Below are 11,578 nucleotides of genomic sequence, written 5' to 3'. Positions count from 1 at the left end.
GACAAAGTTTGATTTTTGCACTGAAAGGAAAGTGACCCGATGCAAAATTACCCATTACCTTGGACGTTTCATCCGCAGTTAACCGAAGAACGCTTATCTATCATTGCGGAGGCACTCCTTAAAGTGCAGGAAGACACACATGAGCTTTTGTCTTCTTCGCTTGATGATAATTATACCCGCGCAACATGCACTTTTGGACGCCAGAAGAATCGAATCGTCAAACTGTGCATGTCAAAAAAATACGACTGGTTGGGGCTTTCTAATCCCAATAACGATTACACAATCACTATTGGTGGTATCCCAATCCGTTCTTTTAGCGATGATCCGACTAATCCGAAAAAGGCTAACTTCTTCCGAAAGAATAGTGTTGATCAGTTATTCGCATCAGAAGATACAATCCCTACTATTTGGCGCTTCGTTGTAGAGAAACCAGAGTTCGAAGGTGAAGGTGGGCGAGTGCATTTTGCGGGTTATAATGCGCTGGAAGAAATGCTCTCTTTATGGACGTATGGCGAAGAACGGGTAACTGTGCTGCATTCTACAGACGATACCCCGCCAGCACCTGTTAAGATTGAGCTGGATGATATCAGCGCTTCTGTTCCTGAAAAGGAAAAGAAAAGCGATAACGGATAATAGTAGGTGAAAAGTGTTTAACGGTTCTAATTTGCGATTGGCTCGTCTGTATCACGAGTTATCACTGGAGCAAGTTGCTGAGCGGGTCGATAAGACCCGCCAGTACATTCAGCGGCTGGAATCCGGCTCGGCTGTGCCTACTCCTGAGCTTGCGAATAAATTAGCTGCCGTATTGCTGGTCACGCCTGAATTTTTCGCAGTACAAGAGCAATCTCCAGTGAATGAAGAGATCGTTCACTTCCGCAAGCGTAGTTCAACACGTATGGCTACTAAGTGGGCGACGCTCGCTAAAGCTGAATTGTATCGCCGTCTCATTGAAGTTTTTGATGAGTACTTGAATTTACCGCCAGTAAGATTTCCTGAACTGAGAGTAAATACTCAAGAGGACATAGAAAGAGCCGCTGAGAAATGCCGGGCTGATTGGGGATTAGGTTTTGGGCCGATCGACAACATGACTCGTCTTGCTGAAAAGCTGGGAGCATTTGTTACTTCTTTCGATTCTGTCTCTGATGATGTGGATGCGCTTTCTGTTCCTTTAAGTCGGCCATTCATTGTAAGAAATACGGCTAAAAAATCGCCTTGCCGTCAGCGTTTTGATATTGCTCACGAAGTTGCACATTTGATTTTGCACGAAGGTATTTCAACGGGGGATCGGGTAACTGAATCTCAAGCTAACCGTTTTGCATCAGCTTTGCTTCTACCCCGATCGGCGATGGCAAAATATTTTCCTCGCCCAATTGGCGGTCGTATCGACTGGCAGGGGCTAAGTCAGTTTAAACTGACGTGGAAAGTTAGTAAGGCAGCAACAATTTATAGAGCACATCAGCTTTCTCTTTTAACCGATGCCCAATATAAAACGGCATTCTTCGGTTTAAAGCGCAAGGGGGAAGCCATTGATGAAAAAGAAGATTATTTGATTCCTAATGAAAAGCCAGAGCTATTTCATAAGGCAATGAAGTTTCTCTTAACGGATCTGTCAGTTGATGTTGAGTCATTAGCCAAGCGTTTGTGTATTACTCCAGCTATGTTAGCGGAGTTAGCGAACGATAATTCGTTAGATTTTGCCCCAGAAATCGTTACCGAAAATGTTGTTTCTTTATCTGCTTATCGAATGAAATCTGCATAATTCGATAACCAATGAATCCCGCTTCGGCGGGATTTTTTTTACCTGCAAAATGGCGCATAAACTTGCATGAGAATGCACAATTTTTTCGATAGTCATTTTCTTAACTAAGGCCAGACGGGGCGGGCCTTCCGGTGGTTTGCACATTTGCACAAAAAAGCGAGGTTTCTGCGTGCGGGCGAGGCGGGGGAATGAGCGCGCGCTGAGGGGTGGGATAGGGTCGGTATTATCTGCGCCGATTTTCGCGCCGCTGCGCCTCGCTGCTGCGTCGTTTTCGGTTCGCCGTGGTGGTTTGAGGTAAAAGAAAAGCCCCTGCCAGCGGGCTGCTGAGGGGCTTAGGTGCTGTGTGGTCAGTTGCGGCCGTGCTGGCCGTTCCACGGTGGTGGCGGGTATGTCCGGGCTGGCGTCAGATCGCTGCCTGCAACAGTGCGTAAGGGTTGAAGCGCACCACGTCGATCCCCAGCCAGTCGTTTAACTCTTTCAGGCTTTCTTGTATCGGGGCCAGTTCGTTGATGGAAAACACCTTCGCCGCTTTCTCTACGTCGCCGAAGCCACCGGAGTTATTCGGCATTACCCCCATCAGAACGGGCGGCACGCGGTGCGCGGCTAACAGGTCGTCGCGGGTGGCGTCTTTGATGCCGGTAAACTCATCCTTCGCCGCCACCTGGCTGAACGGCATAATTTGCAGGCCGTCTTTTTTCCCGCCCGCCGCGTAGACAAACAGGTTTTTAAAAGCACCGTTGCCGCGTGCATCTTTCAGCGACTTCTTAAGCTTTTCCACATCGTTATTATTCGCTACCGGGTCAGTGAGGTAGACGATCACCCCCGCATGACTGCCGTTAATGTAGTAGTTGCGGCGAAATACCGTTGCTTCACCGTTCAGCATGGCGCTTTGTAGCGCGGCCAGATATTCCGGCGCGCCGTAGATCTCCTGGTGCGGGCTGGGGTTCTTGATCTGGCAGACGCTGCCTGGTTCGAACGCGTGATCGTCAACGTAGCGCGGAACAAACCAGAATTGCGCCGGGTCTATGCCGCGCCGCGTATATTTTGCCTGGCTGTGCCGCAGCTCGATCGGCTGACCGAGTCGGTTGCGGCGGCATTCCATGTAACAGTTACCGAAAATTAAATAATCCTGCACCCAGGCGGTGAACTCCTGCCGGGTCAACAGCGGGTGCGGTATGTAGCAACTGGCGATAACATTGCGTTTAAATATCAGCGGTGACTGGTGATAGGCGGCAACGTCGAACATGCGCGCCAGCCCGTAGGGGCTGATCGGTGGTTCATACCAGCGGCCATTGTTATGGCATTCGAGGCACTCCATAAGAGACGCGCGATCGTTGACTGCGATCGGGTCGCCAAAGCTGAAAGATTCCACGCTTTCCAGCGGGGTGGCTGCGTTGCTGGCCGTGCTGGCTGGCGCAGCAGTTGGCGCCCTGAATTTTTTTTTGCCGCTCAATTAAAACTCCTCCACAAAACTGCCGTTATCGCCGGTCACTTCCGCGCCGATCGGTTCGTTGTAAATGCCCTGCATAGTTGCCCATGCCAGATCGCCGTGATTGCTGCCACGGGCCCGATCGGACTGGTAGGTAATAACGCCGCCTGCGGTGATTTTACGCACGGTCATAAACGACTGCGCGAGATCCATCATTCCGGCGTCGAACTCAAAGCGCCCGGCACGAATGACCATCAACATTTTGAGCACCATCGACCGCTTAAGAACCGGTGAATAGTTGTATTTAACCGCCTGCGGGAAGAACTTGATCACCAGTTGATAAACCGCATCGCCGATCCCCGTGCCGTCGATAGCAATGTGCTGCACGTTGTAGCGGGTGGTGATCTCTTTAATAAATTTGGCCTGCTCTTCGTACTCCATGCCGCGTAACTGGTGGCGCTCTACCGCGCGGAACTTACCACCCGGCACGGCTGGCGGGGCCAGCACAACCAGCCCGGCGCTGTCGCCTTTGCCGCTGCTGCCGTTGGGGTCATAGCTAACCCAGACAGGGCGATTACCTAGCGGACGGGGTGCAAACGGGTTCCAGTCCGGCCACGCGTCCGGCATGTAGCCATCAACGCCGCAGCCCAGAATTGCGTTGTAGTCGAATGCGCGTTCCCCGGCTTTAACGAACATGCAGCCGTAGAGGTTGGCGTATTCATCGGGGGAGTTCTCGTTACGGATTTCATCGGTATCAACCAGATCGAAGCCGAGCTTCACGGCGTCTTCCAGCGTGACTATCTGGCGCCAGATGTTATCCCCGCCCAGCTTGCCGTTTTTGAGCGTCTTATAACTGGTGTCGATATCCACCCGATCGGCCCGTGAACGGTGCTTATTGAACTGATCGCCAGTCCAGAAGGGATAGGCTTCATGTTCTTCACTGGAAGGCGTCGAAAAGTAGGTGCGGCGTAGCCCTTTGTGGGTCGCCATGCCTGCTGCGACTTTACGCAGGTTGATGAAGTTGCTGATCCAGAAGGCTTCATCCATGTACAGATCGCCGGTGTAGCTCTGTGCTGTCGCGGCAGAGGTGCCGAGAAAGTACAGCGTTGCGCCGTTGCTCAATACGATGGCGTCGCCACCTTTGAGTTCTACACCGATTTCCTGTGCCAGCTTCTGAATGAACCGCTTGAACTGGAATGCCTGGGCGCGGCTGGCTGACAGGAATATCTGGTTATTTCCGGTTTCCAGCGCACGCAACAGCGCTTCGCGGGCAAAGTACCAGGTGGCACCAATCTGGCGCGATTTGAGGATAAAGCGGTTGCGTCGGTTCCACTGTTTGAACCAGCGTTTTTGATGCTCGTAGAGCGAATCAAAGACCAGGGCGCGAAGCTGGGTTATCTGTTCTTCGGTGAAATGGTTTTTCGGGGTCTTCGACTTCTTCTCTTTCTCCTGGTCGCGTCGCTCATGCCGCTCAAAGCGGTCAAGTTGGCGCGCCAGCAGGTCAATTTCTTTGAAGTCCTTCGGGGTTTTGTCGTCCTTTTCCACCAGGCGCAGGTAACGAACGTGCGTGCGATCCTGCACCCGCTGCATGGGGGTGGCTTTATCCCATTCATAGCGGCGGCGCCAACTGTAGATCGTGTTAATGCTCACCCCGATTTCCTTAGAAATCTGAGTGATGCTAAACGCCTGCCAGTAGAGGCTTTTGGCTTTTGTGCTGAGGTCTTCGGCTGTATTCATGGCAACAGGCTATCGCGCTCGCGCGCGCAACAATATCGCCGCTGGTTGTCGCCTGAGTCCGACAAAGTGAAGGCTTTGCGCCTTCCGGCTGCAAAGGGAATGATTGGGGCACTGGTTAATATCAATCGCTTACCAACCCGGAGCTTTGTCACCATGCCAATGACAAATTTTTTCCGCGTCGCAGTCGAAGGCGCAACCTGTGATGGCCGCGTGCTGGAACGTCAGCACATTATCGAAATGGCCGAGCAGTACGATCCCCAGGTCTATGGCGCCCGCGTCAATCTGGAACACATTTTAGGCTGGTCTCCAAACAGTGATTTTCGTGCTTACGGCGACGTTGCTGAAACGAAATATGAAGAAATCGCCGAAGGCCAGTTAAAGGGCAAGCTGGCGCTACTGGTGAAGGTGGACGCCACGGATGAACTGGTCGAACTGAAGAAGAAACGCCAGAAAATCTACCATAGCATTGAGGTGCATCCGTCCTTTGCCGACACTGGCAAAGCCTACCTTATGGGGCTGGCCTGTACCGATAACCCGGCGAGCCTGGGCACCGAAATGATGAAGTTTTGCACCCAGAACGCCAGCGCCAACCCACTGGCTGCACGTCACTACGCACCTGAATGCTTCTTCACTGAAACCCTGGAATCGTCTCTTGAATTTGCACAGGAAGAGCCGCCAGCGTCCGACACCGGGAAGAATTTCTTTTCCCGTATCAAGGAAATGCTGACCGGAACCCGCCAGCACTTCGATCGTGAAAATGGCGATATCCGCCAGGCGGTTGAACTGGTAGCGGAAAGCCAGGGTGAATTGCTGGACAAGATGGAAAAACTGAGCGCAGGGCAGCTTAAGAACAAGCAGACCGCCGAAGCGGTGGAGAAGTTGCGCTCTGAGTTCGACGAGATGAAAGCGCAGCTTTCTACCCAGGACGCCAGCAAATTCCGCCGCCCGGAAGCGACCGGCGCAACTGAAAAATCTAACGCCCAGCTTGCTGACTGCTGATCGCCGCCAGTAACGAAGGAACAGTACAGGAAATATAACTATGCGTAATTCTACCCGTGAATTGTTTGATGCGTATCTTGAGCGACAAGCTGAACTGAATCACATCAATAAGTCCCACGTAACAAAGTCGTTCAGCATTGATCCAAGCGTTGAGCAGACGCTTGAAGACAAGGTGCAGCAGTCTTCCGAAATGTTGAAGCTGATTAACATCTACGGCGTTAACGATCAGACCGGCGAAAAAATCGGTCTGGGTGTGAGCGGCCCGATTTCCAGCACCAACAATTCCACCACCGATCGCCGTCAGCCTGTTTCCGTCACGGCGCTGGATTCGAACAAGTACACCTGTAATAAGGTGAACGCGGATACTTTCGCCTCTTATGCGCAGCTTGATGCGTGGGCTAAATTCCCGGATTTCCAGCAGCGTCTGAGCAATCAGATCATTCAGCGTATCGCGCTTGACCGCATCATGATCGGCTTTAACGGAACCAGCTATGCGGATAAGTCCGACCGCAACGCTAACCCGCTTTTGCAGGATTGTGGTATCGGCTGGCTGCAACAATACCGCGCGAACGCGCCGCAACGAGTCATGAAAGATATCACCGTGACCAGCCGCGACGATTCCAACCAGGTGATCGCTAAAGGTGATTACGGTAACTACGACTCGCTGGTTTATGACGCGGTTAACTCACTGATGGACGAATGGTACAAAGATTCGCCCAATCTGGTGGTGATCACTGGTCGTAACCTGACGGTTAGCCGTTCGTTCCCGATCATCAACGCCGTCAGCACCAATAACCCGAACTCCGAAGCGCTGGCCGGTCAGTTGATCGCATCGCGTAAGACGATCGGCAACCTGCCTTCGTTCATCGCGCCTTTCTTCCCTGATGGCAGCATGTTTATCACTTCGTGGGAAAACCTGTCGATTTACTGGCAGGAAGGTGCGCACCGTCGCCGTATCGTGGAAGAGCCGGAATATAACCGCGTCTCTACCTACAGTTCGTCAAATGATGCCTATGTTGTTGAAGATTACGGCTTCGGCTGTCTGATCGAAGGCATTACCGCCGCCGAACCAGCACCGGCACCATAAATCAGCGCAGGCCAGCTAACTGCTGGCCGCTTTGGGGGCATCATGTTGACACCTGCTCAACAACATTTTAATCGCGTGATGGCTGAACGCCGCCACGCCAGCCGTGAGCCGTCGCAGCTTGAAATGACGGCATACGAAACCATGCTTCACCGCCTGCGACTGGATAAAGCCCGTTTGAGTCGTGTCCAGTCCCAGAAGGCTAAAGCGGATTTAAAACGCGAACTGCTGCCGGATTATCAGCCGTGGATCGAAGGCGTACTTACGGCAGATTCCGGCCAGTCTGACGACGTGTTAACCACCGTCATGATCTGGTGTTGTGACTGCGGAAACATCGCCGAAGCCCTGCGCATTGGTCAGTACGTATTGCGCCATAAGTTGCCGATGCCGGATCAGTATCGCCGCACCACCGCCACCGTACTGGTGGAAGAAATTTGCGATCCCGTCCTGGCTGCATTCAAAGCTAACCCGGCTGTTGCGCCGGTCGCCGCTGACCTGCTGGAAGCATTAAGGGGCTTAACCCTGAACGAAGATATGCCGGATGAGGTGCGCTCAAAGCTGCTTAAGGCGCTGGGGTATACGCTGCGCCTGACTGACAACGTTGAATCGCTTACCGCTGCGGTTGAATACCTGCGCCAGGCGGCAGTGTTGAACCCGAAAAAAGCAGGCGTAACCCGTGATATTGAGCTTCTGCAACGAGCGCTTAATAAGTCTGGGCAACCTGCTGACGGTGACGGCGCAGACGGCAAGCCAGAAGCAAACAGCACCGAAACCAAGACGGCAATGCCGCCAGCCCAGCCAAAAGCGAAGCGGGAAACCAAAAAGCCCGCCGCTAAAAGCAAGCCGGCAGCGAAGAAAAGAACCACGACAGCCCGCCAGAAGGCGGCGTCATAACCGAACGTGCCCCCGCGCACCCAGGCGGCACGGCAGGCGAAAACAGGCAACGCCGCGTCTTCGTCCTGCCGTCCACCGCCTGACTTATACGGAGTAGAGATCATGAGTCTGGTAGCCACTGAGCCAGTACGGCCACCATCCGATGCTGTGCCTGATGATGGCGGCGCGAAAGTTGAAAGCCTGCCATTCTGGCCGGTCATTTCGCTGGCTGAACTACGCCGCGCGATGCGTCTTGATGGGCAGGTGACAACCGATCGCCTGATGTCGCGAACGGTGGAAGCGGTGGCCCATGTTAATGATCAGCTTTTCCTGTGGCGCCAGGTGCAGATTGATGCGGGCTATGAGTCATTGGCAGAAATTCCGGCCAGTCCGGTGAATGGCACTTCCGTGAAGGTATGGCGCTATAAAAACGCCGTGTATTCACTCACTAAGGCGCTGTTGATTGAAGGCTACCGCGATATTGACACCACCAGTAAAGGCGAAGACCACGCGGCGGCATTGAGCACGCAGATCGATACGCTGTGGCGGGATGTGCGCTGGTCAATCCGTGATATCCAGGACGAAAGCCGGGGCCTGGCGGAGTTGGTGTAATGAACGTTCAGGCGCAGCAAAACGACACGATCGACCTGCTTTGCTGGCGCTATTACGGCAGAACAGCAGGCGTTACCGAGGCGGTGATCGATGCCAATAAGGGCATTTCCGCCGCCACTGAGTTGCAGGCCGGGCAGATTGTTTACCTGCCAGAGATCCAGCCGCCAGCCCAGCGGGAAACCGTGCAGCTATGGGATTGATTAAAAGTGAATAATTCAGAGGATTAAGCGGGGTGTAAGTATGGTCGGTGAGCCAATTTCCGGCGCTGCCGCTGCAACGGTGACAATTACAGGCGTCACATTTGCCAGCATGTTATCAGGCACTGACGCGGGCGTTTTTGTCGGCGCTTTTGCCGGGGCTGTGGTGTATGTGCTTTCCGCTGCTGAGTTAAGCCGGTTCGCTCAAATTGGGTATTTCATTGCTTCTTTTTTGATTGGCGTACTCGCGGCAGATATGACAACCGGATTTATCACGTTGGCGATCGGTAAGTACCTCCCTGACGGCATTACGGTGGGTAAATCTATTGGGGCAACCGTCGCCGCCGCGCTGGGGGTTTATGTACTTCTCATGCTCAGAAAAATAAACCCAGGACGTTTATTTTCGGGGGGTGGCGATGGTAACGCTAAATGAACTTCTACTTATCGTGAATGCAATTACATGCGCAGTAATCGCGGTAACTTTGGGTACTTATCAGCGCAATGGGGCAAAGCATAAGCGAATGGCTGCTTTGTTTGCTTGGGTGCTCATTGTTGCGTGCGGTTCAGTCACCATCCTGATCGTTACCGGAAGGTATTCAACCGCAAACTTTGCGGAGACGGCGATCAATATGGCGCTCTGTGTGGCTGTTTTATCGGCCAAAGGCAACGTAATGAAGATTGTTAACAGATCGGACGTAATGAGCATAAGCAAACGAGGTGCCCGTAATGGCAAATAACTTTAAATTCAGTCAGCGAAGTGAAAATAACCTGCGTGGTGTGCATCCCGATCTGGTGAAGGTAGTCAGGCTGGCGCTTGAGCTTTCGCCGGTTGATTTCGGTATTACGGAAGGTTTGCGTACTGTCGAACGTCAAAAGCAACTGGTTGCGGAAGGTAAAAGCCAGACCATGAACAGCAGGCATCTTTCCGGTCACGCCGTTGATGTTTTCGCTTATCCAACGCCTGCCGGTTCATGGGACTGGCAGTATTACCAGCAGATTTCCCAGGCGTTTAAGCAGGCGGGTAAAAATCTGGGCATTCCGGTGGAGTGGGGCGGAGACTGGAAGACGCTCAAAGACGGGCCACACTTCCAGTTACCTTATGCCGATTACCCTGCCTGATGTGCCGTGCAGGTCATTTTAACTGTGCTGGCCGTGCGTATCGAGCGCGGTCATTTTTGACAGTGCTCCAGCACGTCCGGTATTGACGGTGCGAGCTGGCGAGAGGTTTAGAGATGGGGTTGTCACGCTGGAAAGTGATCGTTTGTCTTGTGCTGGCCGCTGCTGCTGTATGGGGTTTTAGCCACTGGCGTTACAGCGCCGGTTACGGTGATGCCGATCAGCACTGGCGTGAAGAGTGGGCGCAACGTGATGCACGCGACGCCACCGCGCTGGCACAAAGGCAGGCTGAGGCCAGGGCAGAATAACAACGCCGACAAGGTGAAATTGATGCGATCAGAAAACAAGCCAGCCAGCAGCTTGCTGGCGTGCAGGCTGATGCCGATCGTGCCCATGCTGCTTCTCGTGGGCTGCACGACAGGGCCGACAAACTCGCCAGGCAACTGGCAGACCGTGAACGCGCCTGCGGTGCCGGAACTCCCGGCAGAAGCGAGGCAGAAACCAGCGGCGCCGTACTGCTCGCCGACCTGTTCCGCCGCGCTGACGATCGAGCGGGGCAACTGGCAAAAGATGCTGATGAAGCAAGAGCCAGAGGGTTAGCCTGTGAGGCTGCGTATGATGCGGTTAAGTCCGGGAGGGATAAGTAATGCTTAAACCCGATTTGCTGCGCCAGATGATAAGCCAGCATGTGCCATGGCTGCGCGAGAATCCCGATAATCTGGCGGTTTACCTGCGTAAAGGTCGTATGGTCAGCACCGGCCAGCGTGCTGCTGCGTTTGAGTATCGCTATACGCTGGAAGTGCTGGTGATGGATTACCCTGAATCTCTGGATACTATCAGCGTGCCGGTGCTGGCATGGGCGCGCTTATATCAGCCTGATCTGTTGTTTAACCCGGACAGGCAGCAGAACGGCATAACATTTGAAGCCGATATTCTGAGTAACAGCACGATGGACGTGCTGATCCAGATTCAGGCTGATGAAGCGGTGATCGTCACCCGTGAAGATGGCGAGATCGTCACCCGTCACCGTGCTGACCCTGCGCCGGGGCCAGAAATTGGCGCGTGGTCACTGGTATTTGTTGATGAGGTCAGCGGCGAAACATGGCAGGACAACAAACCGATCCCCTCTTCCAGCAGTTAGACGACTGGTTAGCCAGCGTTGCCGCGCAGCTTTCGCCTGGGCACCGTCGCAAGCTGACGCGCGACGTTGCGATCGGGCTGCGTAAGCGCCAGCAAAAGCGTATCGCCAGCCAGAAGAACCCCAGCGGCGAAAGCTATCAGGCCCGCCGCCGCAAAATCCTGCGCACCCAGGGCGGTATAAAGTTCATATGGAATGATGAGACCAGGGAGTTACGCAACTGGCGAACCACGGGCAGGGGTGAGCACCGCGCAATCACCGGCTATGACGTGGATCGCGGTGCCCTGCGCACGTTCTATAAGCGCGATATCCAGCGCTATATTGAAATTAATCTCAACCAGTCAAAGCAGAACCGTACCAGAAAAGATCCGATGTTCCGCAAGCTGCGCACCGCACGCTTTCTTAAGGCTTACGGTACGGGCGGCATGGCCGTGGTTGGCTTTCAGGGGCATACCGCCGAAATTGCCAGCGTTCACCAGTACGGTGAAGTTGATAACGTGGTGCCGGGTGCCCGTGCGCGCTACCCGGTGCGTGAACTCCTGGGCATGACCGAGGGGGATTTAGACTGGCTGGCCGATACAGTTGTTACCTTCATGCAAGAGATTTGATTGTCACCAACCCGCCACAATGGCGC

The 11,578-nt window shown here is 53.7% G+C and carries 14 protein-coding genes and 1 pseudogene; 13 read left to right on the top strand and 2 right to left on the bottom strand.

What is annotated here, in order from left to right:
* The first annotated feature begins 39 nt into the window (after positions 1–39).
* Together V6E55_RS13330 and V6E55_RS13325 are read left to right on the top strand one after the other, a co-directional pair.
* The gene (locus tag V6E55_RS13330) at positions 40–633 is read left to right on the top strand and encodes a hypothetical protein (protein ID WP_024153925.1); all 594 of its coding nucleotides are present in this window, start codon (positions 40–42) and stop codon (positions 631–633) included.
* A 13-nt stretch (positions 634–646) separates the two neighbouring features.
* The gene (locus V6E55_RS13325) at positions 647–1,759 is read left to right on the top strand and encodes a helix-turn-helix domain-containing protein (RefSeq protein WP_316943044.1); all 1,113 of its coding nucleotides are present in this window, start codon (positions 647–649) and stop codon (positions 1,757–1,759) included.
* A gap of 403 nt (positions 1,760–2,162) precedes the next feature.
* On the opposite strand, the gene V6E55_RS13320 is transcribed toward V6E55_RS13325, so the two are convergent.
* Together V6E55_RS13320 and V6E55_RS13315 are read right to left on the bottom strand one after the other, a co-directional pair.
* On the bottom strand, positions 2,163–3,212 hold the full coding sequence (locus tag V6E55_RS13320; RefSeq protein ID WP_000014576.1) for a phage portal protein: 1,050 nt from the start codon (positions 3,210–3,212) through the stop codon (positions 2,163–2,165).
* A complete protein-coding gene (locus V6E55_RS13315; RefSeq protein WP_316943042.1) occupies positions 3,213–4,925 on the bottom strand; it encodes a terminase large subunit domain-containing protein in 1,713 nt (570 codons plus the stop codon).
* Between the two features lie 153 nt (positions 4,926–5,078).
* Between V6E55_RS13315 and V6E55_RS13310 the strand changes: the two genes are divergently transcribed.
* The 11 genes and pseudogenes from V6E55_RS13310 (at position 5,079) to V6E55_RS13260 (ending at position 11,552) form a co-directional block, all read left to right on the top strand.
* On the top strand, positions 5,079–5,924 hold the full coding sequence (locus V6E55_RS13310) for a GPO family capsid scaffolding protein (RefSeq protein WP_182410513.1): 846 nt from the start codon (positions 5,079–5,081) through the stop codon (positions 5,922–5,924).
* A 40-nt stretch (positions 5,925–5,964) separates the two neighbouring features.
* The gene (locus V6E55_RS13305; protein ID WP_001246221.1) at positions 5,965–7,011 is read left to right on the top strand and encodes a phage major capsid protein, P2 family; all 1,047 of its coding nucleotides are present in this window, start codon (positions 5,965–5,967) and stop codon (positions 7,009–7,011) included.
* A 42-nt stretch (positions 7,012–7,053) separates the two neighbouring features.
* Positions 7,054–7,902, top strand: a complete 849-nt coding sequence (gene gpM / locus V6E55_RS13300; RefSeq protein ID WP_316943040.1) for a phage terminase small subunit — start codon at positions 7,054–7,056, stop codon at positions 7,900–7,902.
* 102 nt (positions 7,903–8,004) lie between these two features.
* Positions 8,005–8,493, top strand: coding sequence for a head completion/stabilization protein (locus V6E55_RS13295; protein WP_316943039.1), 489 nt, complete (start codon positions 8,005–8,007; stop codon positions 8,491–8,493).
* Positions 8,493–8,693 (top strand): tail protein X, encoded by a 201-nt coding sequence (locus tag V6E55_RS13290; RefSeq protein WP_001102549.1) that lies wholly within the window; start codon positions 8,493–8,495, stop codon positions 8,691–8,693. The genes V6E55_RS13295 and V6E55_RS13290 overlap by 1 nt, the downstream gene beginning before the upstream one ends.
* 40 nt (positions 8,694–8,733) lie before the next feature.
* Positions 8,734–9,123 carry a putative holin gene (locus V6E55_RS13285; RefSeq protein WP_000232677.1) on the top strand — a complete coding sequence of 130 codons (390 nt, stop codon included), beginning with the start codon at positions 8,734–8,736 and terminating at the stop codon, positions 9,121–9,123.
* Positions 9,107–9,427, top strand: coding sequence for a phage holin family protein (locus V6E55_RS13280; RefSeq protein ID WP_063159706.1), 321 nt, complete (start codon positions 9,107–9,109; stop codon positions 9,425–9,427). Before V6E55_RS13285 ends, V6E55_RS13280 begins: the two co-directional genes overlap by 17 nt.
* Positions 9,417–9,809, top strand: a complete 393-nt coding sequence (locus tag V6E55_RS13275; protein ID WP_316943038.1) for a M15 family metallopeptidase — start codon at positions 9,417–9,419, stop codon at positions 9,807–9,809. The genes V6E55_RS13280 and V6E55_RS13275 overlap by 11 nt, the downstream gene beginning before the upstream one ends.
* A 113-nt stretch (positions 9,810–9,922) precedes the next feature.
* A pseudogene (locus V6E55_RS13270) lies at positions 9,923–10,453 on the top strand (DUF2514 family protein).
* Entirely contained in the window at positions 10,453–10,947 is a 495-nt protein-coding gene (locus V6E55_RS13265) for a phage tail protein (RefSeq protein WP_000917105.1), read from the top strand. The pseudogene V6E55_RS13270 and the gene V6E55_RS13265 overlap by 1 nt, the downstream one beginning before the upstream one ends.
* Positions 10,908–11,552, top strand: coding sequence for a phage virion morphogenesis protein (locus V6E55_RS13260; RefSeq protein WP_316943037.1), 645 nt, complete (start codon positions 10,908–10,910; stop codon positions 11,550–11,552). Before V6E55_RS13265 ends, V6E55_RS13260 begins: the two co-directional genes overlap by 40 nt.
* The last annotated feature ends 26 nt before the right edge of the window (positions 11,553–11,578 follow it).

The sequence above is a fragment of the Enterobacter sp. 342 genome (assembly GCF_036663495.1).
Lineage (GTDB): Bacteria > Pseudomonadota > Gammaproteobacteria > Enterobacterales > Enterobacteriaceae > Enterobacter.
The sequence above is the reverse complement of the archived record's forward strand: the minus strand, read 5'-3'. Positions and strand labels throughout refer to the sequence as shown.

Coding starts and splice junctions, on each gene's coding strand:
- V6E55_RS13295 (WP_316943039.1), top strand. CDS start 8,005: ATGAGTCTGGTAGCCACTGAGCCAGTACGGCCACCATCCGATGCTGTG.
- V6E55_RS13305 (WP_001246221.1), top strand. CDS start 5,965: ATGCGTAATTCTACCCGTGAATTGTTTGATGCGTATCTTGAGCGACAA.
- V6E55_RS13285 (WP_000232677.1), top strand. CDS start 8,734: ATGGTCGGTGAGCCAATTTCCGGCGCTGCCGCTGCAACGGTGACAATT.
- V6E55_RS13290 (WP_001102549.1), top strand. CDS start 8,493: ATGAACGTTCAGGCGCAGCAAAACGACACGATCGACCTGCTTTGCTGG.
- V6E55_RS13315 (WP_316943042.1), bottom strand. CDS start 4,925: ATGAATACAGCCGAAGACCTCAGCACAAAAGCCAAAAGCCTCTACTGG.
- V6E55_RS13280 (WP_063159706.1), top strand. CDS start 9,107: ATGGTAACGCTAAATGAACTTCTACTTATCGTGAATGCAATTACATGC.
- V6E55_RS13265 (WP_000917105.1), top strand. CDS start 10,453: ATGCTTAAACCCGATTTGCTGCGCCAGATGATAAGCCAGCATGTGCCA.
- V6E55_RS13275 (WP_316943038.1), top strand. CDS start 9,417: ATGGCAAATAACTTTAAATTCAGTCAGCGAAGTGAAAATAACCTGCGT.
- V6E55_RS13330 (WP_024153925.1), top strand. CDS start 40: ATGCAAAATTACCCATTACCTTGGACGTTTCATCCGCAGTTAACCGAA.
- gpM (WP_316943040.1), top strand. CDS start 7,054: ATGTTGACACCTGCTCAACAACATTTTAATCGCGTGATGGCTGAACGC.
- V6E55_RS13260 (WP_316943037.1), top strand. CDS start 10,908: ATGGCAGGACAACAAACCGATCCCCTCTTCCAGCAGTTAGACGACTGG.
- V6E55_RS13310 (WP_182410513.1), top strand. CDS start 5,079: ATGCCAATGACAAATTTTTTCCGCGTCGCAGTCGAAGGCGCAACCTGT.